A 26,916-nucleotide genomic window follows, 5' to 3' on the forward strand; every position below is an offset into this window, starting at 1 on the left:
AAGGAGACAAGATGCGCAACGCATCCATTCGCAGACGCGAAGCATTGATCGGCATTGCCGCTGCGGTCGCTGCAACAGGTAGCCTGGCTCAGTCAAATCAACCTCTCAAGATTGTCGTGCCTTTCTCAGCCGGAGGTACCGCCGATGTACTGCCGCGCCTAGTAGCCGAAAAAATCCGCGCGGACTACGCAGGTGGCGTGATCATTGAAAACAAGCCCGGGGCCGGCGGAAACATCGGTGCCGATCTAGTGTTCCGGGCACAACCGGACGGAATGACAGTGCTGGCCTCCCCTCCGGGGCCCATCGCCATCAACCACAACCTCTATCAAAAGCTTAGCTTCGACCCTACTCGCTGGGTGCCAGTAACGATTTTGGCCACAGTGCCCAACGTCTTGGCCATCAACCCCAAGTTACCGACTAAGTCACTTGGCGAGTTCATTGCATACGCCAAAGCCAACCCCAAAAAAGTGACTGTGGCGACGCAAGGCGACGGCTCTACATCCCACCTGACTGCAGCCATGTTCATGCAGCTGACTGGTGTTGAGTTAACCGTCATTCCCTACAAGGGGACAGCCCCGGCACTGATCGACCTGATCGGCGGCAATGTGGATGTGTTTTTCGACAACATCAGCTCATCGGCAACTTACCACCAAGCCGGCAAGGTGCGCATTCTGGCCATTGCCGACGAGCAGCGCTCTCAAATATTGCCCCAGGTCCCCACCTTCGCGGAGCAGCAATGGCCAGCCATGCAAGCAGTGACGTTCTTTTCTGTCGTCGCGCCCCCAGGCACGAGCTCAGAAATCGCTCAGAAGCTTCAGAAGCAGATGGCCCTGGCTCTGTCATCGAACGACATCCGCAAGCACTTTCAGGAACAGGGCGCCGTGCCCTGCGGCTGGGATCCCACCAAGACTGCTCAGTTCATCCGTCAGGAAACCGAGAAGTGGAAGAAGGTGCTGAAGGCCGCCAACGTCAAGCTCTAATCCCAGGAACCAACATGCAAGAATCCATCATCCAGTGGCATGGGGCCACTAATACACGCGTGCCTTTCGGTATCTACACTGACACAGCCAATGCTGATCAAGAACAGCAGCGCATCTATCGCGGCGAGGTCTGGAACTACCTGTGCCTGGAATCTGAAATCCCCGAGGCTGGTGATTTCCGTACTACCTTTGCCGGTGAAACACCGATAGTTGTCGTACGGGATGCCGACCAGGAAATCTACGCCTTCGAGAACCGCTGCGCGCATCGCGGCGCTCTCATCGCTCTGGAGAAATCGGGACGTACGGATAGTTTCCAGTGCGTCTATCACGCCTGGAGCTACAACCGACAGGGAGATCTGACCGGCGTTGCCTTCGAGAAAGGTGTCAAGGGCCAGGGTGGCATGCCGGCCTCATTCTGCAAAGAAGAGCATGGCCCGCGCAAGCTCCGCGTGGCTGTCTTTTGCGGTTTGGTCTTTGGCAGTTTTTCCGAGGACGTACCCAGCATTGAGGATTACCTTGGCCCTGAGATTTGCGAGCGCATAGAGCGCGTGCTGCACAAGCCCGTAGAAGTCATCGGTCGCTTCACGCAAAAGCTGCCTAACAACTGGAAGCTCTACTTCGAGAACGTGAAGGACAGCTATCACGCCAGCCTCCTGCATATGTTCTTCACCACCTTCGAGCTGAATCGCCTCTCACAAAAAGGCGGAGTCATCGTCGACGAGTCGGGTGGCCACCATGTGAGCTATTCCATGATTGATCGTAGCGCCAAAGACGACTCGTACAAGGACCAGGCCATCCGCTCCGACAACGAGCGTTACCGGCTCAAAGATCCCAGCCTTCTAGAGGGCTTCGAGGAGTTCGAGGACGGCGTGACCCTGCAGATCCTTTCTGTGTTCCCTGGCTTTGTGCTGCAGCAGATTCAGAACAGCATCGCCGTGCGTCAGTTGTTGCCCAAGAGCATCTCCAGCTCGGAACTCAACTGGACCTATCTTGGCTATGCAGATGACAGTGCAGAGCAGCGCAAGGTCAGACTCAAACAGGCCAACCTCATCGGCCCTGCAGGATTTATTTCCATGGAGGACGGAGCTGTCGGTGGATTCGTGCAGCGTGGCATCGCAGGCGCTGCCAACCTTGATGCGGTCATCGAGATGGGCGGAGACCACGAAGGCTCTAGCGAGGGCCGCGCCACAGAAACCTCGGTACGCGGCTTTTGGAAGGCCTACCGCAAGCATATGGGACAGGAGATGCAAGCATGATCCATGAAATTCAAATCGCGGCCTTCAATGCCGCTTACGCGAAGACCATAGACAGTGACGTTATGGAGCAATGGCCAACCTTCTTCACGAAGGATTGCCATTATCGCGTCACCAATGTCGACAACCATGCTGAAGGACTTGCTGCTGGCATTGTCTGGGCGGATTCGCAGGACATGCTCACCGACCGAATTTCTGCGCTGCGCGAAGCCAATATCTACGAGCGCCACCGCTATCGCCATATCCTGGGTCTGCCTTCGATCCAGTCAGCCGATGCAACACAGGCCAGTGCTTCCACGCCATTCCTGGTGCTGCGCATCATGCATACCGGGGAAACAGAGGTCTTTGCCAGCGGTGAGTACCACGACAAATTCACCACGATCGATGGAAAGTTACGTCTGCAAGAGCGCGTCGCGGTTTGCGACAGCACGGTGACGGACACGCTGATGGCATTGCCGCTATGACAATAGTGCACCGTAGATTGGCTTTGGCCATCGGCGATCCCCACGGCATTGGCCCAGAAATCGCACTGAAAGCTCTTCAGCAGTTGTCTGCCACCGAAAGATCCCTGATCAAGGTCTATGGACCGTGGAGCGCTCTTGAACAAGCAGCGCAGATCTGCCAAATGGAGTCCCTTCTTCAAGACCTCATTCATGAGGAAGCCGGCTCGCTTGCACAACCAGTGCAATGCGGAGAGATCACCCCGCAGGCAGGCCTATCCACGGTGCAATCCGCAACAGCAGCCATCCGGGCGTGCGAAAGCGGCGAGGTCGATGCCGTCATTGCCTGCCCCCACCATGAGACGGCCATTCACCGTGCAGGCATAGCGTTCAGCGGCTACCCATCTTTGCTCGCCAATGTTCTTGGCATGAACGAAGACGAGGTATTCCTGATGCTGGTAGGGGCTGGACTGCGCATCGTGCATGTCACCTTGCATGAGAGCGTGCGTAGCGCACTAGAGCGGCTCTCACCTCAGTTGGTTATCAACGCGGTGGATGCCGCCGTGCAGACATGCACCCTACTCGGGGTGCCTAAACCGCAAGTCGCTGTATTCGGGATCAACCCTCATGCATCCGAAGGACAGTTGTTCGGCCTGGAGGACTCGCAGATCACCGTTCCTGCCGTCGAGACACTGCGCAAGCGCGGCCTGACGGTAGACGGCCCCATGGGAGCAGACATGGTTCTGGCACAGCGCAAGCACGACTTGTATGTGGCCATGCTGCATGACCAAGGGCACATTCCCATCAAGCTGCTGGCTCCTAACGGAGCCAGTGCGCTCTCCATCGGCGGCAGGGTGGTGCTTTCCAGCGTGGGCCATGGCAGCGCCATGGACATTGCCGGCCGTGGCGTGGCTGACGCCACGGCCCTCCTACGCACAATCGCCCTACTCGGAGCCCAACCGGTCTGAGGACTCTCTATGAACCACCAGATCCATATCCACGACTCTGATATCGCGTTCCCCTGCGCGCCTGGGCAATCCGTACTGGATGCAGCCCTGCAGGCCGGCATCGAGCTGCCCTATTCCTGCCGCAAAGGTAGCTGTGGCAACTGTGCGAGTACGCTGCTCGACGGAAATATTACTTCCTTCAATGGCATGGCCGTGCGCAGCGAACTCTGCACCTCGGAGCAGGTATTGCTGTGCGGCTGCACCGCCGCCAGCGATATACGTATCCAGCCGAGCTCCTTTCGCCGTCTCGACCCGGAAGCCCGCAAACGTTTTACGGCCAAGGTGTACAGCAATACACTGGCGGCACCCGATGTCTCGCTACTGCGCCTGCGCCTGCCTGTGGGCAAGCGCGCCAAATTTGAAGCCGGCCAATACCTGCTGATTCACCTCGACGGCGGGGAAAGCCGCAGCTACTCTATGGCCAACCCACCCCATGAGAGCGATGGCATCACATTGCATATCAGGCATGTACCGGGTGGTCGCTTCAGCACTATCGTTCAGCAGTTGAAGTCTGGTGACACATTGGATATCGAACTGCCATTCGGCAGCATCGCGTTGAAGCCTGACGACAGCAGACCCCTAGTTTGCGTTGCAGGAGGCACCGGATTTGCACCCATCAAGTCCGTTCTGGATGACCTGGCCAAACGCAAGGTACAGCGCGACATCACGCTGATTTGGGGTGCTCGCAACCCCTCTGGCCTGTATCTTCCTAGCGCCATCGACAAGTGGCGCAAAGCTTGGCCGCAGTTTCGCTACATTGCAGCCATCACTGACCTAAGCAACGTGCCTGCGGATGCTCACGCCGGTCGGGTGGATGACGCGCTACGCATGCACTTTGACAACCTACACGATCATGTTGTCCACTGCTGTGGCTCACCAGCCCTCGTTCAATCTGTGCGCACAGCAGCCTCCAGTATGGGTCTGCTAGCACAAGATTTTCATGCGGATGTGTTCGCTACAGACCCGACTGGCAATCATTAGAAGTATCTATCCATTCGATATCAACACGGCGGGATTGAGGCAGGTATAAATGCATTCACGGCATTGACAACGTACTTGCTTCCTTGCAGCCTGTGTTGATATTGATGCCAATGGTCGGGCCTTTCTAGCTGGCCCGGGTTACGTTTTTCCGCAGCAAACAGTAGCCGCTCTCGAAGCGGCTGCAGCACTGTTCGACGACCGCTTGCGTGCTGACGAAAACCTCTGAGATAGCCCCCTCTCGTGAAATTCGTGTTGCCCTTGTCAGTGCAGACGTTCAGGATGGGCACTCTAGATAAGTGCGCACACCGACAACTTTTATCATTCAAACCAAATGATCACTATCAGTAAAACTGACGGCCTTCAGTCCAACGCCAAACAAAGCGTAACTTGCGCAAGTTGCAGTCGCCACAGCGCAGAGGAAGAAATGAGTGCCTCATGCTGGATGCCCCTGCTAGCTCCCATCAGTTTCATCAACCGCTTTCTTGGCTGACAGACAGCTTCAGGCTGAAAGCAGTCTTCTGTTTTTCTTTTCGCAACGACTGCTGATCCCAATACTGCTCATTGAGTTGAGTGCTGCTAAGCTACGTGCGTTTAGCATTTTGTTGCAGTTAGGGAATGCGCGTGATCGCCAACCTGTGAGGGTATTCGAAGCTCACGTTCCATCATGAGGTGAGAAAGCGGGTTTCTGGCTATCCGTCTATTCCTCACAATTGCGAATGTCATGGCCCAAACAGCACGTATTTATAAGATAACTATTCAACGCTTCAGAGGCATTCACTCCCTAACATGGCTGCCTGCGAAAGGAATGAACGTCATCCTGGGTGGGGGTGACCTTGGAAAAACGACTATCCTTGAAGCGATTGCTCTGCTGCTTTCGCCATCGAACACTGCGGTTATCTCTGAGGCTGATTACTGGGCACGGGACAGCGAACAGGAATTCGTCATCGAAGCCGTCATGACCCTACCCGATACGACCGGAATCGGCTCGCAGAACACTTTCGCTTGGCCATGGGCATGGAACGGGCAGGATGCCATAACTCCGTCAGCCGACGGGGAAGGAGACCTCCCCGCACCCGGCGAGCCGGTGTATCGCGTACGCGTACGGGGCACTACGGAATTGGAACTCGCGTGGGAAGTCATGCAACCCAACGAAGAACTCGATCATTTTTCGACAGCCGTTCGTCGGCGTATCGGCTTGGTCCGAATGAGCGCTGATGAGCGCAACGATCGCGATCTGCGCCTTGTCTATGGCTCAGCGCTGGATCGGTTGTTAGCCGATAACGCATTGCGGGCACGTATCGGCAAGGAGGTCGCAGGGCTCAATTTGCACGATTCGCTCAACGACAAGGCTAAGGAGGCGATCGAATTGCTGGATGCGCGTATGGCCGGTGCTGCGCTTCCCAGCGATTTGAAACTCGGTCTCACGACCAGCCAGGGGTTGTCCATCGGCGCACTCATTGGGCTGATGGCGACCAAGAATGGGGTGGCGTTGCCCCTGAGCAGTTGGGGTGCTGGCACTAGACGAATGGCTGCGCTCGAAATCGCATCGTCAACGGACAAGGAGGCAAGCGTTACGCTCATCGATGAGATTGAGCGCGGGCTTGAGCCGTATCGTCTGCGGGAGCTCATCAATATCCTGGCCAGCCAACACGGGCAGATTTTCCTCACGACGCATAGTCCTGTCGCCATTTCGTGTGCCGAGGACGCTCACCTTTGGTATCTGGACAGCCTGGGCTCCATCGGTGCGCTGCCTCGAGACAAGGTCGGGCCACAGCAGAAACGCGATCCTGAAACGTTCCTGGCACGTGTGGCCGTCATTGCTGAAGGGCCCACCGAGGTCGGCTTCTTGCAGTACCTGCTGGAAAAGGCTTTCGGGGGGGACCCGCTTGATCATGGGGTGCGAGTCTGCGATGGTCAGGGCAATGGTGCGACCCTGGATCTGCTTGAGACGCTGGCATCTTCTGGCTTGCTGTTTGCCGGCTTGGCGGACGACGAGGGCACAGCTCCGGAGCGTTGGAAAAAGCTGAAGGAAAAGCTCAAAGGGCGGCTGCATCAGTGGCCGAAGGGCTGCACAGAAGATCATGTGATCGGGGCCGTTCCTGAAGCAAATCTTCTCGAACTACTGAAGGATGCCGAAGGGGAGCTGGACGGCTATCGACTTCGGACATTGGCGGAACGCCTTGGACTTCAGGACAAGAGCACCGAGGCGATAGACTTGGCGCTGAAAGCCTCTGGAAAAACGTGGCGCGCTTTGATCATTGCAGCCGCCAGCGGCAGCAAGAATGGGGCGCCTGCAGGTCAAGACAAGGCTTGGAAGAAGCATTCGCAGCAATGGTTCAAGTCCACTGTCGGCGGGCAGGAGCTGGCCCAGAAAATGGTCGCGCTAGGCGCTTGGGCGGAAATACAGCCACAGTTGCTTCCGTTGATCAACGCGGTACTGGAGGCCGTGGGTCGCCAAGCCTTGGACAAGCTGGATCTATGAGCGACCAGGCCGTCGCCAAGCTTCTCCGCTCATCTGAGCCGCTGGTGATCATTGAAGCTGCGGCGGGCTGCGGCAAGACATACCAGGGCGCTGCGTACGCGCAGGAGGTGGAGGGAGCGCTCGGTGATGGCCGCTTGCTCATCCTGACGCACACCCACGCTGCTTGCTCTGTCTTCGCAGAACGTACGAAGAAGGCCGGGTCACGCGTCGAAATCAAAACCATCGATGCCTTGATTGCGCAGATCGCGCTGGCATACCACAAGCCACTTGACCTTCCGCGCGATCTGACCTCCTGGGCTTGGCAGGATGGCGGGCAAGGCTTTGAGATCATGGCGACCAAGGTCGCAGGATTTCTGCGCCATCAGCCAATGGTGGCTCGTGCACTGGCCCGACGCTACCCAGTCATCGTGTGCGATGAACATCAGGATTCGAGTGTCGATCAGCACAGTGTTGTCATGTCCTTACTGTCCGCTGGAGCAACTGTCCGGATCTTTGGAGATCCCCTGCAGCGGATTTACGGGGTCAAGACCGACAAAGCCGTGCGCGAGGATCGTGCCCGCTGGGACGCTTTGAAGGAGCAGGGAGCAAGCGAGAAACTGATCACCCCTCACCGTTGGCAAACCGGTTGTCCTCTGTTAGGGGCTTGGGTAATCGAGGCACGGGAGAGCTTGGAGCGGGGAACTCCGATAGACCTGACCGGAGCGCTGCCTCCATCAGTTAGGGTGCTTGTGGGAAACAACACGGCTCAGATGCGAACCGGCTACCAACTGTCCAAGGAACACAGAACGCCGATCGACAAGGTGCTGAAAAATAGCCCGCAGTTGATGGTCCTCGCATCGCAGAACGACTTGGTATCGGCACTTCGAGCCTTCTGGTTTCGGACAGTACCGATCTGGGAAGGGCATACACGTGATGCGCTAGGGGCGCTCGTGCAGACACTGCGCACCGGTCATGGCGATCCGGAAGCGCTGGCGAAGGGTGTCATCACCTTCATGGGCAGCGTCGCGGTGGGATTCAGCCCATCCAGCCACGGTGACCGACTTTTGCAGGAAGTTCGCACCGGGGCTGCGCGCCCCACCACCGGAAAACCGGCCAACATCCAGGCGGTCGCACGATGCCTGCTGAACAATCCCTCGCATACGGGTGTGTCGGAAGCGCTCGCAAAAATTACTGTGCTGGTGAAGGGCAACGCCGCGGGCTTTGACACCGTGAAGGTCGATCACCGGTCCGAACTGCGGGATGCTGTGCGCATCGGCCAGTTTGCAGATCCGGACACAGGATTTGCGGAGGTGTCGCGCATGCGCTCCTATTCCCATATTTCATTACCCCAAAAGGTGCTCAGCAGCATTCACAAGGCCAAGGGCCTGGAGTGCGACCACGCGATGCTGATGGCTTGCGACAAGGCGCAGTTCACATCGACTCTGTACGCCAAGTCCAAGATGTACGTAGCCCTAAGCAGGGCGAAAAAGTCGCTCACCTTGGTGGTTTCGACATCCAACCCCAGTCCCCTGTTCAAGCTCCATTGAAGGACAGACCTCATGAGTAACTATTTCAGTGACCGGGAGCTCGGGCCGAGGGCCCGTACCGAACAGACGATGAGTCCAGTGGCATGGGCCGGCATTGCGGTCCTGGTTGAGGCTCTGGCGAATTCCGGAGCGTTCGGGGCGTCGTTTCCGCAAGAATGTCCTGATGGTCATGCGGTCTGTGGCAACGACACGGACATGCTGAAAAGCGCAATCGAAGCGGAGATCGAGGGCCTGTCATGGCCGCTGCAACGTGACAAGGTCGATGAAGATGGTTTCATGCGAACACGAAAGCCGTGGGCTCCCCCGACCCTTGTTGCGCTCGATTTCATCGAGTTCGTATGGAGAAGCGTTGCGCGGCCGATTCCGGGACGAGTTCACGATTACTACCGGCATCACCATCTGTCTTTCGACAGCGAGGAGGGGCGTTCTGCATTCGTGACCGACGTGAACCGCATCCTTGCGCGTAACGGGTTAGCCTATGAGATCACCGAAAGCGGCGAGGTCCGACGGATCTTGCCAGCCATCATCGGGAACTTGCTTGCAAGAGCCTACTTCCGGACTGGGGACCAACTGCTCGACGTCATGCTGGAAGAGGCACGCAGGAAATTCACAGACCCAGATCCGCTGATTCGGCGCGAGGCGCTGGAGCGGTTGTTCGACTCATGGGAGCGCATCAAGACATTGGCCGACGACAACAAGGCCAAGTCAGCGAAGTTGGTTCTGGACAGGGCAAGCCCCGAACCAGCATTTCGGCAGCTTCTTGAGAAGGAGGCCCTGGAGCTGCGAGAGATTGGGAACAACTATCTGTTACGCCATCATGAGCGAAGCCAAACGCCCGTTATCGATACCGATCATGTCGACTACCTGTTTCACCGGCTCTTTTCTTTGGTGGATCTGGTGATCCGCAAGAACGCACCTCGTTAGGAGTCCAGGCTCATGTGCGCGAATGTAGGCGTCGTCGAGGTAAGGCAGTTGAAGCACGTCTTGATCGGTGCATGCTTGATCCTGGGAGCGGTTCGATGAGCGAGCCATTGCAGCACTACGTGCCCAAGTTCATGCTGCGGCGGTTCTCCTCCGGTAGGCGGGAGTTGGTACATGCGTTCGATAAGCACCGAGACAAAATCTTTGCGTTCTCAACTTCCAAGAAATCGAAGGTGGGTGTCGCCGCTGAGCGGGCGATCTACGATTTTGAGTTTCAGGGAGTGCCCATGACGCTTGAACCCGCACTGAGCAGCCTTGAAACCAAGGCCGCCGAGGTCACTGCGAGGGTAATCGCGGCTCAAGCGCTTCCCCCTACCTGGCACGAAGAGAAGGCAATTCTCGCCAGCTTCATGGCGGTGCAGCTCGTGCGCACCAAGGCGACGATGGCAACCTTCGATGATCTTTCTAGTCGCATGGAGGTTTTTTTTCGTGCAGAGGACGCCCCGGAGGAGTTCTTCCAGCCCGACCCTCTGGTCGGCAGCAAAGAGAACGCGCGAAAGGCCCACTACGCGGCAGCGATAAGCAATGCGTCAAGGGACTGGTCGCCCCTGTTGCTGCAGAAGGTCTGGCATTTGATCAAGACCTCCGACGAGATACCTTTTGTCATGGGGGATCATCCGGTCGTCCGGTTCAATGACCTCAATGCGGAAGGTAGCGGGAAACTTGGCTTGGCGTCCATCGGGGTTCAGCTGTACTTTCCACTGTCTCCAACATTGGCGCTTTCCTTGATGTGTCCTACATATCTGGAAATGATGATCGATGGAATCGAGCGCATTGATCGGCTGCTGGTAGGCAGGCTCGGTGACCATCGCTTGCTCAGAGCGCAGCGGAAGGATATTTTGTTAATTTCCACGTAAAACTGACCCGCCATTTCCTTCTCAAACTGACCCACTCTTTGACTTGAGCCGTAAGGCTCAAGATGTGGATTAGGTTTTGTTTCTCTCCTTCTTCATGGGCGGTTGTTGGACTGCACTGCTGTGCTTGAAGCGGTAGCTGTCGTTGCCTGTTTCCAGAATATGGCAGTGGTGGGTTAGGCGGTCCAGCAGAGCCGTGGTCATCTTGGCATCACCAAACACGCTGGCCCATTCGCTAAAGCTCAGGTTGGTGGTGATTACTACGCTGGTGCGTTCGTAAAGCGTCGAGAGTAGATGAAACAGTAGCGCACCACCAGATGAGCTGAAGGGTAGATAGCCCAGCTCATCGAGTATCACCAGATCGGTATGCACCAGCCTGTGGGCGATCTGTCCGGCTTTGCCTTGTACTTTCTCTTGCTCCAAGGCATTAACCAATTCCACCGTAGAGAAGAAGCGCACCCTTTGACGGTGGTGCTCGATGGCCTGAATACCCAGTGCCGTAGCGATGTGCGTCTTGCCAGTACCGGGGCCTCCTACAAGCACCACATTGTTGGCCTTCTCAATGAATTCACAGCGATGAAGGCTGCGCACCAAGGCTTCATTGACCTCGGTGTGTGCGAAGTCAAAGCCTGCCAGATCTCTGTAAACAGGGAACTTGGCAGCCTTGAGCTGATAGGCAATGGAGCGCACTTCTCGCTCAGCACTCTCGGCCTTGAGCAATTGCGACAGTATGGGATGTGCCGCTTCAAAGGCAGGAGAGCCTTGCTCGGCAAGTTCTGTCACGGCCTGGGCCATGCCAAACATCTTGAGTTGGCGCAGCATGATGATGATCGCAGCGATGGCGGGGTCATGACGCATGGCGCACCTGTCGGAGTTGGTCATAGCGCACGACGTTGGCCTGGGGTTTAACGATCAAGGCCAAGGCTTGGGGTGAGTGGATGGGCTCAGGCTGGGGCGCTCCGTCAATCAGGCGGTGCAAGACATTGATGATGTGGGTCTTGCGGGGTGCGCCATCCTCCAGAGCCAACTCGACAGCGGCCAGGACGGCTTGCTCATCGTGCTGCAACACCAAGGCAAGAACTTCCACCATCTCGCGATCGCCGCCAGGTTGCTTCAGGAGCAAAGCTTGCAGTCGTTTGAATGCGTCTGGCAACTCGGCAAACGGCGCACCGTTGCGCAATGCGCCAGGCTTGCGCTGCAATACGGCCAAGTAATGGCGCCAGTCATAGACCGTACGCCCAGAGCCTTGGTGATTGCGCTCAATGATGCGCGGGTGTTCACAGACGAACTGGCCTTCGGCCACGACGACCAGGCGGTCGGCATAAACCTGCAAGCTCACAGGCCGGTTGGCATAAGAGGCTGGCACGCTGTAGCGATTGCGTTCAAAGTGAACCAGGCAGGTGGGTGAGACCCGTTTGGCATGCTCGACAAAGCCGTCAAACGGCCGAGGCATGGGCATCAAGGCTGGGCGCTCCTGCACCCAAACATCCGCGACAGAGCCAGGCAATTGGCCATGCGCAATCTCTTGCCATAACTGCTGACACCGTTGCTCTAGCCAATCGTTGAGGGTTCTGAGTGTCGGAAACGCTGGTACAGATTGCCAGATACGATGGCGAGCGTCCCGAACATTCTTCTCGACCTGTCCCTTCTCCCATCCTGAGGCCGGATTGCAAAACTGTGCCTCGAACAGGAAATGGCTGGCCATCGCACTGAAGCGGGCGTTGACCTCTCTGAGCTTGCCACGGCCGACACGATCAACGGCTGTGCGCATGTTGTCGTAGATCCCTCGCCTAGGGATGCCTCCAAACACCGCAAAGGCACGGTTGTGGGCATCGAACAGCATCTCATGGGTTTGCAGGGGATAGGCCCGCAGATAGAAGGCTCGGCTGTGACTGAGCTTGAAGTGAGCCACTTGCAGCTTGGTGCGCACACCCCCAATGACAGCCCAATCCTCGCTCCAATCAAACTGGAAGGCTTCTCCAGCGCCAAAGACCAGGGGCACAAAAACGCCTCGCCCTGATGTCTGCTCAGCCGCATGGCACTGAGCCCTCCACACTCTGGCAAAGGCAGCAACTCGGTTGTAGGAGCCGGTGTAGCCCAACGCCTGCAAGTCCAGAAACATCTGCTTGATCGTGCGCCGCTGCTTGCGAGAGCGGTTGACTTCTGTACGCAGCCATCCTGACAGCTTGCTGGCGAAGGGGTCGAGCTTGGTGGCGATGGTGCGCTGCGCAAGTTGAGGTTGCACAACGTCGGAGCGCAAATACTTGCGGATGGTATTGCGAGAAAGCCCAGTTCTGCGGGCGATCTCTCGGATGGACAGGTGCTCACGCAGAGCCCAGCGCCGGATGACACTCAAAGTGGCCACGTCAATCACTCCTGGTCTCCTGCTGCACAAGAAAGCAGCAGGCTAGGGTTAATGCGTGGGTCAGATTGAGATGGAAAAACCGGGGGCTAGTGGGTCACTTCTGGGTGGAAATCAACACCTTGGAGAAGTCACGAAACTCTATGAATTCTGGCCACTGCTCCAAATACTTCGAATCGATACGCACTGGCTTGGAGGCCAAGACCTGCTGACCACGAGCCGTGATCTTGAAGACAGCTCGCTTGGGAGCCTCAATCAGCCCAGCCTTCTTGAGATACGTTCTTGCCCATCCAATCCGATTCTTGAACACACCTTGCTGCCCACTTGGCAGTAGCTCTGCCCTCTCAGCCGATGTGAGACCGAACTGCTCTGCAAGAGCCTCTTCTGTTTCTCGCAACGAATGCTCGCTGCCATCAGCCAAGTACGACAAGAACGGAAGCATGCAAGTTTGGTAGTCTGGAATCGCCATAGCCCAAGCATACCTGCAACAAAAGATTACAAGCTGCAGCACACAAGCAGACAGTCATGCGACATCTGCTTCACATGGATGCGCCTATCCCCAAAAGCATCCGTAGAGATCTTTATCCACCACATCACAGAATGCCTCAATGGTGGGTACAGCAGCAGCAGGCTCATAGCTGTGCCATTTGAGATCTGCACGCTGCCAGTACAGCTTCCAAACTTTCTGCGTCTTGACCCAGCTAGCTTTGGCAAATGGACGCTCAATCACCTCGCCATCCATGAGCCTTCTTTTCTCCAGCAGTAAAACAGACTGCTCTTCAATCAAAAACATCAGATCTAACTGATCACGCACATGTTCAGGTGGTCTACGCTTTTCGACAAAACCTGCAACAACTTTGCTGATTTTTCGTACTTCAAACTCACTAAAGGCCATGACCCCTCCCAAGAGCCATGACCTTAACACTACTCATACACGCTTAAACAGGAACAGATACCGCATCATCAGACGAAGCTTTTAAGACCTCTTTTCGACGCATCACACGTGCTTTCTTTTTGAAATTAATCTCTCCTTTCCTAAATGTTCTTTTTAGTCCATGAACCACTAATCGAGGAAATGGATCAGGCTTAGTGACGTAGGCAGACATGGCCTTTATGCCATTCTGGAAATCTTCATCCATCTTTAAGAAATCACCAACTGACCTCCATTTGTACTTTTTCTGATGCTGTTTTTCATTGCAATTGAAGTACCTACCAATGTCAGGGACAACGTCTTTGACCCAGTGATGACCAAGACTCCTTGCTACGTTCACATCGCGTCTAAGATTTGAGCCATTCAAAACAAAGATAGAGTGAATGTGCACCCCTCTATCATCTCCAAACTCAATCTTCATTGCATAGCCAAGAAAATTCTGCTTATAGCTCTCACGTGCTAAAGCAAGAAGACGTTTCCAGTCAGCTACAACGCTCTGCTGAGACTTTAAAGAATCTATTGGTTCCTGATGATAGTAAAGATCCAGTCTTACGATCATGATCTTGCTATGCGCTATTTTTAAATCTGAAATATAACTATACAAAGAGTCTGTTCTACGCTTATGGATCTTATCCTCTTCTTGATAGGCATTGCAAAATCTTTTTGATCCAACCCTCTTCATTAAGTTATAAAAAAACCTCCTTTCAAAATCATCTTCATTCTTGCACTCACCCCTTGCATCCATAAGGGCTTGAAACACAGAGAAAGATGTATAGACCTTGCAAACTATCTCTTTAAAGAAATCATCATCAGGACTAGGAAGCTCACGATCTAATGCCTGAAGAAGAACTCTGAGCTTCTTGCTAAGCCTTAACTTCAAACCTTCTTTCAATGAAGGATAAATTCCTCTAGCGACTTCATCAGCCATCTTCATCCAGGAAGCTAGCTGCAACTCATAAAGCAGAGTTGCAAGCTCAAGATGACTTTTCTCAATTTCAAACTTCATACAGCATCCAGAAGCTTGACCACCTTAGGTCAAGCTAAGATGGTGAGATCAGATCTCTTTATTATTTCATGGCACAAGCAATCCTCTTCACGGGATGATTGCTTGGGTATATGTCGTCAGTTGGTTGACTTGCTATTCTTTAAATTATCTTTGTTATTAATGTTTATAACATAGGCTCCCAAAATACTGCAGACTTCAAAACACAAAAACCACTCAGAGTCGAAAGCTATTCAGACACCTTTTTGTAAAAACAAAGCCAACACGCGGCTGGCAAGTTAGGTCCTCAAGATGACTGATCAGCACTCATCTTGGACTCAATCCAATCATCGATCTGATCTTCAACCCATGCTACAGAATTTTCACTCAACCTTATTGGCTTTGGAAATTTTGCATCAAAATACTTTGAATGAGAATTCAGCCTACTATAGACAAATGACTTTGAGACATCCAGCTTCAAACAAAGCTTTTTAATACTCAACAAGTATCTCTTTTTTTCGGACATGTCCATCTCCAGATGCATCTATTAATCGGATGTACCGACGAAGCAACTGCTCTTCGATACAAAGCATCTGGAATGCAGTAAAAAAATCACAAACAAAATAATAAGGCTGCTAGCCACTGCTAACAGCCTTGTCGAATCACGCTCCTTCTAACTTATGCAAATCGCAGGTTGTGTCATTTGAGCTACATGCTACATGCCATGTGTGAAACACGTCGCTTTTCTTATAAAAACTACTTAACTATTTTTTAAAAATAAAAAATAAATTTCAAAACGTTTTAATTTTCAAATTATTAATTGTTTTTTTACTTCCATCACTCAAATCAACAGATAAAGGCTTTAGGATGCTTCTTTCAACTGTCATAAATTCACAAAATTCATCTATCTCACGATTTAATCCATCTGATTTAAATTTTTTAATGCCTACAAATGACCTTTTAATGCTATCTATTTCACCTTTATAGATAAGCTTGAGGGATAACCTCCTATTGCCCAAATCATTTAACCCGTCCATAAGTTCATTAATAATATCTTCTTCCCTTCCAGAAATTTTATTCAAAGAAATAAAGACGCATACATGCCCAATGCATCCATTTAAGAACTTAATATCAAGATAATTTCTCGGAAATATTGCAGAGATGGTCATAAGCATGCCTCCTGCCACTTGAAGATTTATCTCATTTAGAGACCTCATTAAAGATGTTTCACAGTTATATCTAGTTAAATTTTCTGCTACAACATCAAATCTTAAAGTCAAAAGTTTTGACTCTCTTTGAATCAGATAGAGGGCCTTGTCTTCTATAGTTTTTTTTGAAGCTAAAGATGCCTTCTCGAAGGCGGAAGCCATCCTTCTAATGTCAGTAGATTGGCATACATCAACAACTTCATGTGATTGAAATAAAAAAATAACCCTCAAAAATGGATGCCAAGCATCGATAGTATGCTCATTTAAAAAAATCTCTTTATTTTTATTAACAATCTCACAACCACGTCGAAAGTAGGTTTCAACTACATCTATGAATTCTTTATTTCGAAGTGCTTCTTTTTTATTTAAAATTAGATGACAGTGGCACTTTATAGAGTAAGCCAAAGCCACTAAATCACCATTCAATCTGGCATCGAAATCATCGAACAATTTTTCGATAGGCAGTTCAGTTTCATCCGAATTTGATTCTAAATATATAAAACGAGAACTTTCCCAAATTTTCTTTGATGAGTCATTTATTTTTCTTGCTTTTGAAATTAACGAGTTGTTTTTGACATTAAATTTTTTTTGATCAAAGAATTTCAAAAAATTTGGATAATTAGCTTTCTTCATGCAGCCTCTGTGAAACAAAAGTTAGCCCAATCCTGCATCATCTTTCTTCTCTTCTCCAAAGAATCACCTCTTCTATAAGCAGCTTCCACCTTGTTTTGAAGTGTATGAGCCAATGCTTGCTCTGCAACTTCTCGTGGATAATTTGTGAATTCTCCGGCCCAATCCCTAAAAGTTGATCTAAAGCCATGTGGGACTGCATCAATCGACATCCTTCTCATGACTGCAAGAAGTGCCATGTCAGAAAGAGATCCTTCTTTAGAAGACGGAAAAATAAATTCACACCCCTCTATTCTTGGCATGTCTTTTAGAATCTTGGTTGCTTGCTCACTTAAAGGTACGCGATGCTCGGCGCTGGCCTTCATCCGATCAGCGGGAACGGTCCAAATGCATTGTTTGAAGTCGATCTCAGACCACTTTGCACCACGCACTTCGCCACTGCGGGCAGCTGTCAGGATAGTGAACTCCAAAGCTCTAGCAGAGATTCCATCTTTTTCTTTTAATTTCTTAAAGAAAGATGGCAGTTCATTGATAGGTAACGCCTTGTGATGATTCTTCTTTTGAATCTTGTTGGGAGCCGGCAATAGCTTATCCAAACGTCCTTTCCATAAGGCGGGGTTTTCACCTTCCCGGTACTTCTTGACGGTGGCCCAATCCAGGACTGCTTCAATCCTCCCCCTCAAGCGAGAAGCAGTTTCATTTTTCTGTGCCCATATAGGCTCAAGGATAGATAGAACATGGCCTTGCGTGACGTCCTTTACTGGCAGGTTTCCGATCTTTGGAAATGCGTATGTGATCAACGTCGAAGACCATTGCGCTCGATGCTTTTCATTCTTCCAGGATTTGCCATGCGCATCTATGTAAGCGATGGCAGATTGCTCAAAAGTTATCTGTTTGGCTTTTTCCGCATGGAACTTGGCTGCGATCTTCTGGCGCTCAGCGATCGGATCGATGCCGGCAAGGATGTCCGCTTTGGCCTTTCTGGCACTTTCTCTTGCCTGGGCAAGAGTAACGGTGGGGTAAGCGCCCAGACCCATATGCCGCCTATTGTTGGCGATGACTGCTCGAAGCACCCAGGAACGAGTACCTGTCTCGGTGACGTACAGGTAGAGGCCCGTGACGCCACCAACAGCATGGTTGCCAGGCTCACGTAGCCTGTTGATTTCAAGTGCAGAAAGTTCTTTGGCAATTTTTGGCATGGCAGATGTGATTGATGAGTCCATGCGGGGGCTTGCATGGCCTACCATCATCGCTCCTTCTATCTACCATCCCTTCTACCATAGATTTTTTGATCACTTCAGCTTGTAAAAAACTGATTTGGACTGCATTTTAGAAAACTACTTTAAAAATCAAAAACTTAATTAAACGGCTTGCTCTGCATAGAACTAGTCTGGACTGCTTTTCAACGGACACAGCCTCCGCCAGTCACTAGGAAAAGCTGCCAGCATGGCCTTCAGGCCCTCGGCGGCTTTTTTTTCATCCTCGTTCTCTGAGCCTTCGAGGTCTTCGAGCATCGCGCTCGTGAATGCATGCGCAGGGTCTTCGCCCAGCACAGCGCGTAGCTTCCCCCTCACTCTCCAGTTCACATGGCGTTTGCCTTGCTTCATCTGTGTGATGTTGCTTTTCGGCATTCCGAGCAGCTCTGCCAGTCGCACTTGATTGCCGGCCACCGCTGCGGCTTTGTCGATCAACGCATTTATTTCTTCTAGGGTTGCCATTTTGCTAACTCCGATTTATCATTCAGTTACCAAATTGCTTACCGATACCTATTTGGTTACTCAAAGTTTACAGGAGCCGTCAGCATGTCTATCAGCCGCACCACGCCTCCCACTAGCTTAGGGATCAACTTTGACCCTAGGTATGGATTTGTAGCGCCGCTCTTCGCGCCTTCTTTCCCCCTCCTCCGGGGATACACCGGTAAGCGGCTGCAAAGCCTTGTCTACACCTCGCCACAACTGGCGATTCGTCACTTCCGTGGACGTGCGGCGTTGCCCACTCATGCTGTGCGCCCCCTCCGTCGGACGGATGTCCACGGTTTCCGCTCCTTTGCACGGTTCGTCGCTGTAAGCATTTCCACATCGGTAAATGGTGTTCTGAGCCGCTACGCCTCCTCCAGCGCAGATAAGCAAAGCCAGCATCACTCTTCTCAGCATCGCGACACCCCTCTCTTTAATACGGTGAGTTTCGCAGAAGTCCTCTCGCCGCCTTTCTGACAACTCTCCGCGCTATCTCGCGTGCGGGGTAGCTCAGAGCGCTGTTGCTCTATGTACCCAGTACTCATGCCCCGACTGGGGGGGTTATCGAAAGGTGTCGTATGCAGCATTCATCCATCGTTCAAATTCTCAAGGTCAATGATCCCCGTGAGGGCGTTGGCAAAACCGGCAAGGCCTGGAAGATGCAAGAGGCTGAATGCATCCTGCTGGATGAGCATGGGCAAGTCTCTCAAGTGGGTGTTCTCGATGTCCCCAAAGATTTGATCGGTGTGGTGGCTCCTGGCACTTTCACTGCTACGTTCTCGCTGTCTGCTCACTATCAAACCCGAAAGATTGAATCCCGTCTTGTGTCCCTCACGCGAGTCCCTACCAAGGGTGAGCGTGCTCAAGCTGAAACCAAAGCCTGACCATGGTCACGCTCACCCCTGAACAGTTTGATCACGCCATTCGCATGATTACGGCCCTCTGCCTCGTCATGGGCATGTTGGGTGCTCTGCTCATGCAGGTGCTGCAAAGCGTGGTTATTGGCCTCTGTACCAAGGTTATCTACCTCATTGATCGCAAACATCGCATCGACATGTCCCGCAAGCGTGCGGCGCGTTGGAGACGTCTCGGGCAGCGCTTTGTGGGTGTCGCTGACCGTATGGATGCGCGTCAGGCTGCAAAAGCTGCTGAGGTCGATCAGCGTCCGCTGATCTGCCGGGGCATGTTTCCTGAGCATGACTGGGACGCAGTCGTAGTGGGCGATGAGGTCTATGCCCAAAGATGCCGTGGCTGTGGTCAGGAGCCTGCGTGAGCTCCTATGACTTCCTCTTCCTGGTGTTCGGCTTGGGGATGGTTGTCAGCCGTTCCACAGTCGGACTGCTGTTTATCGTTTTTTGCTGGTTCCTCGGTCAGAGGGCCGTCTGATGGCTGAGCAAGTCATTCAATGTTCTCAAGCCTGCACGGTCACTGTGCAGCATGAATTTGTGTTCCCTGTGCTGAGTTTGACTCCAGCAGAGGGGGCGCAGATTGGCCTCGCGATTATTTCCGTGTGGGCCGTTGGTTGGGTGATTCGCACCTTGATTCAAACCGTCCGCATTGGCGGCAAACCTGAGGAAGACTCATGAAAAAGTCCCTGAAAGCGGCCCTGGTGGCCATCCCCGCATTCGCTATGGCGACTGCATCGCATGCAGCTATCGACGTTACGGGTGTCGTGACTGAGATTACCGGCTCCAAGGATCCTGTGGGCCTGATCGGCATGGCCATTCTCGGCGTGGCAGTAACTCTGGCTACGTTCTTGTGGATTCGTCGCGCCATCAAGTGATGGGCTGAAGTTCCTTCTTGGAATTGGCAGGGCTTCGGCCCTGTCCTTTTCTAAGCAAACCCTGGCTTGTTTAGAAAAGGGCAGAGAAATGGGGATTTTTGTCGTGATAGCTCTATGCGGTGCGGTATGGCTCATCTTGTCCGCTTAGTTCTTGCTCTCTGGTGGCTTGCTTTTTTGCCTTCTGCGACTGCTGCAGCTGCTTTTCCTATGCCTAAGCTTTACGCTTATGAAGGAAATGGCTTTAGCTCTGCCTTTGTGCATTCGTCAGCTCAGGCTGCTTGTGCGGCTTGGCTGGGTCGGCATAGTGAGAGTGGCACAACCTATAGCATGACTAGTGTCACTGAAAGTAACTGCTTGGCTAAGGCCACCAGTAATGGAGTTGCCCGGATTATTTCGGCTTCTGTGTACTCGAATTCTGCAGATCGTTGCCCCGACAACTCGGTGCTTGTGCCTGGCACAAACACCTGTACTTGTGATCCTGGCTATGTCGAAGAAGGGGGGCAATGCAAATACACCAGCACGGGTAACTCTTGCAATGGCTTAAGTGACTTTTGTAGCGGTCTCAAGGGCCAAAAAATCAATCTTGAAGGCAAGGGGACGGCCTCTCCCCCTGGCTGTGCTGCAGACACGGCTCGCCCCAACTGCGCCATGGGCTGCGCTGGTGAGGAAGTCGGCATTGGTGTGTCGTACAAAAACTCTGACGGTGACTGGATGACGGGGCAGGAATATCGCGTCACAGGCGGTACTTGCACGCTACCTCAACCATCTGACATTCCTCAGAAAAAAGAATCCGATTGCGCTGGCTCTGTTGGTGAAGTTAACGGCGTCCGTACCTGTATCCCAAACAAGGCGGCCATGGGCGATACAAGCATGAAGGAAACCAAGAATTCGGACGGTACTTCTTCGAATACGGAAACCAAAACGACTTGCGAAAAAGGCGTCTGCACGACCACCAGCACTACGACCAACAAGGATGCGTCTGGCGCCACCGCAAGCACCTCCACCTCTTCCTCTTCAAGCTCTCAAAGCACCTACTGCGCCTCCAACAAATCGAGCTCTGTTTGTGCTGCGACCAATGGTGATAAAAATCCCGACGGCAAGGACGGTGAAGGTGATGGCAAGTGTGAGGGTGATGACTGTGAAGATAAGCCCGGAAAGTTTGAAGGCTCCTGCGCAGGTGGTTTTACCTGTGAAGGAGACGCCATAAGTTGCTCCATTTCGAAAGAGATACACACGCGCAATTGCCAGATGGATGCTCTCAAGGACGGCGACTTATACAAGGCATGGGAAGCCGTGAAGGATTTCGGCACGAAAAACGTCACAACTGACTTGCCGGGGAACAAGCGCATTGATATCTCTATTCTTGATCGTGACGACTTTCTGAACGCCGGTAGCTGCCCTGCTGATCGCGTGATTGATATAGGCCGCTTCGGTTCGATCTCTCTTCCGTTTTCAAGGCTCTGCCCTTGGCTGGAAATCCTCGGCTACATCAATGTGGTCGTCACTTCAATCGTCGGCGCTTCCATCGTCATTAGGAGACAGTCGTAATGCCATTTCTTGGTTCATTGGGTGGCCTCCTCATCGGCCTCGTTGGCGGCATCATCGGTCGCGCTTTAGCGTCCCTTGGCATTGCCTTTGTTACCTACTACGGCGTGTCTGAGGCGCTGGACTTTCTGAAGAATCTGGCTTATCAGAACCTGCACATGCTGCCTCCTGACATGCTGGCTATTTTTGGCCTTTTGCAAGTTGGTCGCTGTTTGACAATTCTGTTTAGCTGCCTGTTTGCGAACATGCTGATAAATGGAATTACGGGTGGCTCGACATTGAAGAAGATGATCTTCAACTAGTGCCATGCTTTTTCTACTCACCGGTACAAATGGGTCTGGCAAGACCCTCAACGCTCTGAAATGGGTGATGGAACGGGCCACCAAAGAAGGGCGCCCGGTTGTTCACAATGGGCGATTCAAGCCTGTTGTGGGTGGGCCACTTGAATCATGGAAAAAGATCGAGTTCAAGGATTGGCAGGCAGAGCCTGACGGCACGATCTTCATCATTGATGAGTGTCACAACGACATACCTAATCGCCCGTCTGGGTCTGCGGTTCCTGACTCCGTCAAGATGCTTGCAGAGCACCGCAGGCGCGGTTTTGATTTCTATCTCATCACTCAACACCCGGCCAATATTGACTCGTTTGTCAGGCGCCTTATTGGTTCGCCTGGTTGGCATCGACATCTCAAGCGGATCTGGGGTCAAGACCTTGTCTCTTGTCTTGAGTGGGATACCGTTAATCTCAATTGTGAGAAGCCTGGTTCCTCCAGCGCCACGGGCACGAGCAGCACCGTAAGGTTCCCAAAGGAAGTCTATAAATGGTATGAATCCGCCACGATTCACACTAACAAAAAGAAGATTCCAAAGGCAGTCATTTTCTTTGTGATTGCTCTGTTCGCTTCTATCGTCTTCACATATCTCAGTGTCCGGAATGTCAGCCAGATCGGTAAGACGGATCAAGCTGAAGCGGCTACTTCTGCAGGTGGATCATCAGGACGTTCTGACGGCCCTAGGCCTCCAATGACTCCTGCTGAGTACGCTGCAAGTTTCAAGCCTCGGTTGCCCGGCTTTCCTCATACCGCTACTCGCTATGACGATGTCACAAGGCCCATCGTTGCGCCATATCCGGCGGCATGTGTTGAGATGAAATCCAAGGGCTGTCACTGCTATTCACAGCAAGGCACCAAGCTGGTGGTGGATTCCGATATCTGTGTGCAGATCGTCAAAAACGGCTACTTCGTTGATTGGCAAGACGGGCAGACTCAACGCAATACACAAACGCCGCGGCAAGAGAGGCCTTCTATGGTCGCTCAGGCGGCTCCAGTTCCTCAGACCGTTCCCATGCCCGAGCCAAGGGAGAGGGCTACTCCTACGCCTGCCGACGGGTACACGCAAGGTCTTGCTGCACGCAACGCGCAAGTCAGATCGGTATTCCAGCAATGAAGGCCCGTGTGGACGTGAGCGCAGCTTGCGGCCGCATGGGCTGGCCGTGCGGCCGAGAGCACTCCTGTGCTTCGCCTTTGATTGCACTCCTGTTTCCCTTCAGGTTGGTGCTTGGACAAGCGGCGCAGCGGGCCTGCACGGTCAGCGAAGCGAACGGGCAGGCACGCGCGCAGCGCGTGCCTAATTTATTCATACCTCACTTTGGAACAAACCGAGTAATTGCCTCTGGGCGCGCACTGAATCTGTAGAAAAAAAGAGAGGCCCGCAACGTCGCCAAACGTTCGGACCTCGTGACTGCAACTAAAGGAGCTAGCTGCAATGGAAAGAATCATAACGGCCCCGGGTGGGGAACGCATAGTCATTGAAGGTCAGTTGATTGAGGATGCCTGGGATGTGTACGTGAAAAACGTCAACGGCCATCGGGAAACCTCTTTCCGTAACGTCGTCGTCTGGTCGGAAACCGATAAAAAAGCGCCTCCAGAATTTGATCGTGATGCCTACCTGTCTCAGTTCGATGGTGAAGACCTTGAAATGCGCGTCAGGGAGCTTGCTGAGCAAGAGGAAGAGCGTCGGCTTAGGAAGCTCCAGCAAAACGCACAACGGGCCAAAGCGGCCTGCCGTTGGTTCATCAAAGCCAATGGCTTGAATGAGCTGCTCACGCTGACCTATCGAGACAATCAAAAGAATCGTGATCTGTGCAAAAAGCACTTCAAGGAATGGGTTCGTCGCATGAAAGCAGCGCTCGGTGGACGGTTCGTCTACTGCGCGAGTTTTGAGCGTCAAGACCGTGGGGCAATGCATGTCCACATCGCTTGTCACAAGCTGCCAAAGCACGCTGTTCACAAGGACGTAAAGGTAAAGGGCTGGGAGTTGGGTACAAAGGTATGGCGCTCCATCGTCGGCAGTGATAACGGCTTGTGCTTTGTCGGCGGTCGCAAGACCCCTCAAGGACGCGTCAAACAGCGCTCTATCGCGAAGATTGCAAGCTACGTATCCAAGTACATCACCAAGGACTATCAGGACGCTCCTGACGAATCCAATCGCTACAGCCGCAGCGATTCAAAGAACGGTATCGCGTCGATGCCCAAAGCGGAAAAAGTCCGTATCTGGGGTGCATCCCTTCAAGACATGATTGAGATGGCATTTCAGTGCACTGAGGGTGAGGTGCTTGTCTCGCATCGCGTCACGCGCGAGCAGTTCCGAGGAGACCGCTATTGGCTAGTTACTGAGCCTGATCCGGGCTGCATGGGGGGTGAGTATGTCCACTGAGAAATCTCATTTCGTTACCGGTAATGCTGCAAGGGTAGCTGCGCATCGTTCACAGCATGTCCGCATTGATGTCTCCGTCTTACCTCGCACTGCCGATGCTGTCGATGAGCTGGCCTCTCAGTTCTCGACCTCTCGCGCTGTGGTGGTTCGTTCACTGCTGCGCTTTGCGCTGACAAACCGCAATTGGAAAGTTCAGGGGCTGCTCTGGGTCGATGAAGTCTCCAAGTGATTCTGGAGATATCTGCGCCTGGCAGAGTCGCTATAAAAACTGCAGCAATCCAGCTAATTAGAGCTTGGGAATTTTCAGCGTCTCGGAGACTCTGTCTGTCGAAACAAAGAGGGATTTAGATGCTGGTTGGATATGCCCGAGTAAGTACTCAAGAGCAAGATACATCAGTGCAGATTGCGGCAATGCATGCTGCTGGTGTCAAGGTGATTTTTGAAGAGAAAGCTAGCGGTGCGAAGTTTGATCGGCCTGTACTTCGTCAGTGCCTTGCCTCTCTAAAAACGGGGGATCATTTCGTTTTCTACAAGCTTGATCGCGTTGCGCGATCGCTCTCTGACTTGCTGAAGATTCTCGACCGGGTAGAGCGTGCGGGCGCTTGTATTCGGTCTCTGACAGAGCCTATCGATACCACCTCACCGACTGGGCGCTTGATGCTGCAGATTCTTGGTGCTATGGCTGAGTTCGAGAGGTCTTTGATACGGGAGCGTTGCATGGCAGGTCAGAAAGAGGCCATGGCCCGGGGTGTGCACTGCGGTCGTGCGTTGTCTGTGGATGCTGCAACGGCGGTTGCGATTGTGGACGCTTACTCGACTGGCCTATACACGCTGAAGGGAGTTGCCCAACGCTTTGGGGTATCTGACTCCGTTGTGAAACGCCTTGTCTATAAAAAGACAAAGCCTGATTACCGCTCTTGAAGTCCATCGAAGTCTGTCCGTTTGGTACAGCCTCCGCCAAAACAAAAAGCTAACCCCTTGATTTATCAAGGGGTTTTTCTTTTTTAAACCTCGAAGGTATGCCATTTGGTATGCCATGACATGTTGGCTGCAGTTAGACCTGTTTGGAGATAACCGCCATAAGCACCTGCGCATTGATCCCCGTGTAGCAGGCCCAACCTCTAGCTATTGATTGCATGCAGGGAGTGCAATTTCCGCTTAAGGCTGATATCAGCCGTTCAACTCCACTTAATAGATGTCTGCTTATTTACGAAGCAGACATTACTAGGGTCTTCTCTTGTACCTCTGGCTTAGACCTGCTAACGCAACCCTTGATACGTCGTTGCTTCACCTTGTCGTACTCTTGTACTGCCTTCGGCTTCGCGCCTCGTCAGATAATTCGAATTTTTAGTACAAGAGCTCATGGCTGAAAAAGAGAAGATAGACCCTAAAAGCTCCCAATCCACGCCGCCTGCGGAGGGCGAGCGACGAGCCATTCGTGGATATATGGAGCAATATGACCAAGCGGGCGCGGCTATTTATGCTGAGTTGGAGCGCGGCCAGTTACTTTGGGTCGGGGTCGCTGATCGGAGCGCCGGTATTCTTGATGACTTGGTTCTTGGTTTTGATGGCTTGGTCATAGGGCATCAGTTCAAGAATTCCAAATTTCCGGCTCCATTTCGAGTCATCACGCTGCTGACTGGCGCAGATGGTCTGCTGAAGCCATTGATTGACGCTTGGCGTGGTCTCAAGGAACTCTATCCCGAATCCCGCGTGCATATCCGGTTGGTAGTCAGAGATTATCCGTCGAACTCCGACACGCTAGGTCAAACGATTCCCTCACATAGTGCAGCCTTCCTAGCCGACTTTGAGGTTCATCCGCAACGATCTCTGAATGAGTGGCGTGACGCTGGATGGGAGCAGCTAGTTGACGAGTTGCATCAGGCGTCAGAATTGGATGAACAGCTGTTTGAACTGTTCCTGCAGGACTTGAAGATATTGCATGGGGCCTCGGCAGATTTTGTCCAACTGCACAAGCTTAACTCTGAGCAGGCTCGATTGGCAGCTGAGATTGCAAAGCTGCTGCCTGACCTTGTCCGGGATGCGCGTGACAAGGATCAGTGGTCTCGCGACGAGTTGCTGGGCGAGCTGAGATGGCGTGATCCTGCCAAGACTCGCCACTTCCATCGATTCCCGGTCGGAGCCCATGTCCAGCGAAATCGTGACACAGAGGTCGCCCTTCTCGACACACTGGGAGCGGTCAGCCAAGGCTATGTTGCACTTGTTGGCCCCCCGGGCTCTGGAAAATCAACGCTGCTTCAGATGACTTTGGCCACTGAACCAAACATCAGACTTGTTCGTTACTTAGCGTTTGTGCCTGGTACTGCCCAGGGGGTTGGCCGCGGTGAGGCAGATGACTTCCTAGAGGACATAGGCACACAACTGCGCGCAGGTGTGAATCGACCAACTTTTTGTAGATAGTTCACAGCCTCCTATTTCCGTTCAAATAGGAGTCCATATGAACGCACAACGCTACCCAGAAGAATTCAGGATTGAGGCCGTCAAGCAAATCTTGGAACA

At 52.9% G+C, this 26,916-nt stretch carries 29 protein-coding genes; 20 read left to right on the plus strand and 9 right to left on the minus strand.

Features of this window, described 5'->3' with window-relative positions:
- Positions 1–11 precede the first annotated feature (11 nt).
- The 9 genes from EAO39_RS18650 to EAO39_RS18690 all read left to right on the plus strand — a co-directional run bounded on the left by EAO39_RS18650 (position 12) and on the right by EAO39_RS18690 (position 10,507).
- Positions 12–980, plus strand: coding sequence for a tripartite tricarboxylate transporter substrate binding protein (locus EAO39_RS18650; protein WP_003054610.1), 969 nt, complete (start codon positions 12–14; stop codon positions 978–980).
- Positions 981–994: 14 nt separating this feature from the next.
- The gene (locus EAO39_RS18655) at positions 995–2,236 is read left to right on the plus strand and encodes an aromatic ring-hydroxylating dioxygenase subunit alpha (RefSeq protein WP_003054606.1); all 1,242 of its coding nucleotides are present in this window, start codon (positions 995–997) and stop codon (positions 2,234–2,236) included.
- Positions 2,233–2,697 (plus strand): nuclear transport factor 2 family protein, encoded by a 465-nt coding sequence (locus tag EAO39_RS18660; RefSeq protein ID WP_120970452.1) that lies wholly within the window; start codon positions 2,233–2,235, stop codon positions 2,695–2,697. Before EAO39_RS18655 ends, EAO39_RS18660 begins: the two co-directional genes overlap by 4 nt.
- A complete protein-coding gene (locus tag EAO39_RS18665; protein ID WP_003054601.1) occupies positions 2,694–3,641 on the plus strand; it encodes a 4-hydroxythreonine-4-phosphate dehydrogenase PdxA in 948 nt (315 codons plus the stop codon). The genes EAO39_RS18660 and EAO39_RS18665 overlap by 4 nt, the downstream gene beginning before the upstream one ends.
- A 9-nt stretch (positions 3,642–3,650) precedes the next feature.
- Complete coding sequence (locus tag EAO39_RS18670) at positions 3,651–4,661, plus strand: FAD-binding oxidoreductase (RefSeq protein WP_120970454.1); 1,011 nt, start codon at positions 3,651–3,653, stop codon at positions 4,659–4,661.
- Positions 4,662–5,382: 721 nt separating this feature from the next.
- Positions 5,383–7,143, plus strand: a complete 1,761-nt coding sequence (locus EAO39_RS18675; protein WP_240467059.1) for an ATP-binding protein — start codon at positions 5,383–5,385, stop codon at positions 7,141–7,143.
- Positions 7,140–8,669, plus strand: coding sequence for a UvrD-helicase domain-containing protein (locus EAO39_RS18680; RefSeq protein ID WP_120970458.1), 1,530 nt, complete (start codon positions 7,140–7,142; stop codon positions 8,667–8,669). The genes EAO39_RS18675 and EAO39_RS18680 overlap by 4 nt, the downstream gene beginning before the upstream one ends.
- Positions 8,670–8,681: 12 nt before the next feature.
- Entirely contained in the window at positions 8,682–9,593 is a 912-nt protein-coding gene (locus EAO39_RS18685) for a hypothetical protein (RefSeq protein ID WP_120970460.1), read from the plus strand.
- A 95-nt stretch (positions 9,594–9,688) separates the two neighbouring features.
- Entirely contained in the window at positions 9,689–10,507 is an 819-nt protein-coding gene (locus tag EAO39_RS18690) for a DUF4238 domain-containing protein (RefSeq protein WP_162989619.1), read from the plus strand.
- Between the two features lie 69 nt (positions 10,508–10,576).
- Here EAO39_RS18690 and istB read toward each other — a convergent pair whose 3' ends face one another.
- The 9 genes from istB to EAO39_RS18730 all read right to left on the minus strand — a co-directional run bounded on the left by istB (position 10,577) and on the right by EAO39_RS18730 (position 18,335).
- Positions 10,577–11,362, minus strand: coding sequence for an IS21-like element helper ATPase IstB (istB, locus tag EAO39_RS18695; protein ID WP_120971252.1), 786 nt, complete (start codon positions 11,360–11,362; stop codon positions 10,577–10,579).
- Complete coding sequence (gene istA, locus EAO39_RS18700) at positions 11,352–12,878, minus strand: IS21 family transposase (RefSeq protein ID WP_120970464.1); 1,527 nt, start codon at positions 12,876–12,878, stop codon at positions 11,352–11,354. Before istA ends, istB begins: the two co-directional genes overlap by 11 nt.
- An 85-nt stretch (positions 12,879–12,963) precedes the next feature.
- Positions 12,964–13,335, minus strand: coding sequence for a winged helix-turn-helix domain-containing protein (locus EAO39_RS18705; protein ID WP_120970466.1), 372 nt, complete (start codon positions 13,333–13,335; stop codon positions 12,964–12,966).
- Between the two features lie 84 nt (positions 13,336–13,419).
- Positions 13,420–13,761 (minus strand): DUF3024 domain-containing protein, encoded by a 342-nt coding sequence (locus EAO39_RS18710; protein WP_120970468.1) that lies wholly within the window; start codon positions 13,759–13,761, stop codon positions 13,420–13,422.
- Between the two features lie 43 nt (positions 13,762–13,804).
- Positions 13,805–14,803: an inovirus-type Gp2 protein gene (locus EAO39_RS18715; protein ID WP_120970470.1), complete on the minus strand. Its 999-nt coding sequence runs from the start codon at positions 14,801–14,803 to the stop codon at positions 13,805–13,807.
- A 283-nt stretch (positions 14,804–15,086) separates the two neighbouring features.
- Positions 15,087–15,305 (minus strand): AlpA family phage regulatory protein, encoded by a 219-nt coding sequence (locus EAO39_RS18720; RefSeq protein ID WP_162989620.1) that lies wholly within the window; start codon positions 15,303–15,305, stop codon positions 15,087–15,089.
- 265 nt (positions 15,306–15,570) lie between these two features.
- Positions 15,571–16,620, minus strand: coding sequence for a hypothetical protein (locus EAO39_RS22745; RefSeq protein ID WP_162989621.1), 1,050 nt, complete (start codon positions 16,618–16,620; stop codon positions 15,571–15,573).
- Positions 16,617–17,840 (minus strand): site-specific integrase, encoded by a 1,224-nt coding sequence (locus tag EAO39_RS18725; protein ID WP_240467060.1) that lies wholly within the window; start codon positions 17,838–17,840, stop codon positions 16,617–16,619. Before EAO39_RS18725 ends, EAO39_RS22745 begins: the two co-directional genes overlap by 4 nt.
- 162 nt (positions 17,841–18,002) lie before the next feature.
- Positions 18,003–18,335 (minus strand): hypothetical protein, encoded by a 333-nt coding sequence (locus EAO39_RS18730; protein WP_120970476.1) that lies wholly within the window; start codon positions 18,333–18,335, stop codon positions 18,003–18,005.
- A 596-nt stretch (positions 18,336–18,931) separates the two neighbouring features.
- Between EAO39_RS18730 and EAO39_RS18735 the strand changes: the two genes are divergently transcribed.
- From EAO39_RS18735 to EAO39_RS22760, 11 genes are all read left to right on the plus strand, one after another.
- Positions 18,932–19,237 (plus strand): hypothetical protein, encoded by a 306-nt coding sequence (locus EAO39_RS18735; RefSeq protein WP_120970478.1) that lies wholly within the window; start codon positions 18,932–18,934, stop codon positions 19,235–19,237.
- Positions 19,238–19,239: 2 nt separating this feature from the next.
- Complete coding sequence (locus tag EAO39_RS18740) at positions 19,240–19,626, plus strand: hypothetical protein (RefSeq protein ID WP_120970480.1); 387 nt, start codon at positions 19,240–19,242, stop codon at positions 19,624–19,626.
- A gap of 112 nt (positions 19,627–19,738) precedes the next feature.
- Positions 19,739–19,939, plus strand: a complete 201-nt coding sequence (locus EAO39_RS18745; RefSeq protein WP_120970482.1) for a hypothetical protein — start codon at positions 19,739–19,741, stop codon at positions 19,937–19,939.
- A complete protein-coding gene (locus tag EAO39_RS18750; RefSeq protein WP_120970484.1) occupies positions 19,936–20,136 on the plus strand; it encodes a major capsid protein in 201 nt (66 codons plus the stop codon). The genes EAO39_RS18745 and EAO39_RS18750 overlap by 4 nt, the downstream gene beginning before the upstream one ends.
- 126 nt (positions 20,137–20,262) lie before the next feature.
- Complete coding sequence (locus EAO39_RS22750) at positions 20,263–21,684, plus strand: virulence factor TspB C-terminal domain-related protein (protein WP_162989622.1); 1,422 nt, start codon at positions 20,263–20,265, stop codon at positions 21,682–21,684.
- The gene (locus EAO39_RS18760; protein ID WP_120970488.1) at positions 21,684–21,983 is read left to right on the plus strand and encodes a DUF2523 domain-containing protein; all 300 of its coding nucleotides are present in this window, start codon (positions 21,684–21,686) and stop codon (positions 21,981–21,983) included. The genes EAO39_RS22750 and EAO39_RS18760 overlap by 1 nt, the downstream gene beginning before the upstream one ends.
- Positions 21,984–21,987: 4 nt before the next feature.
- Entirely contained in the window at positions 21,988–23,127 is a 1,140-nt protein-coding gene (locus tag EAO39_RS18765; protein ID WP_120970490.1) for a zonular occludens toxin domain-containing protein, read from the plus strand.
- Between the two features lie 318 nt (positions 23,128–23,445).
- Entirely contained in the window at positions 23,446–24,396 is a 951-nt protein-coding gene (locus tag EAO39_RS18770; RefSeq protein WP_120970492.1) for a hypothetical protein, read from the plus strand.
- Positions 24,386–24,625 carry a hypothetical protein gene (locus EAO39_RS22755; RefSeq protein ID WP_162989623.1) on the plus strand — a complete coding sequence of 80 codons (240 nt, stop codon included), beginning with the start codon at positions 24,386–24,388 and terminating at the stop codon, positions 24,623–24,625. Before EAO39_RS18770 ends, EAO39_RS22755 begins: the two co-directional genes overlap by 11 nt.
- Positions 24,626–24,744: 119 nt before the next feature.
- Positions 24,745–25,317 (plus strand): recombinase family protein, encoded by a 573-nt coding sequence (locus EAO39_RS18775; RefSeq protein ID WP_120970495.1) that lies wholly within the window; start codon positions 24,745–24,747, stop codon positions 25,315–25,317.
- 441 nt (positions 25,318–25,758) lie between these two features.
- Positions 25,759–26,817 (plus strand): hypothetical protein, encoded by a 1,059-nt coding sequence (locus tag EAO39_RS22760; RefSeq protein ID WP_162989624.1) that lies wholly within the window; start codon positions 25,759–25,761, stop codon positions 26,815–26,817.
- Positions 26,818–26,916: the final 99 nt, after the last annotated feature.

It is taken from the genome of Comamonas sp. lk, assembly GCF_900564145.1.
Lineage (GTDB): Bacteria > Pseudomonadota > Gammaproteobacteria > Burkholderiales > Burkholderiaceae_C > Comamonas.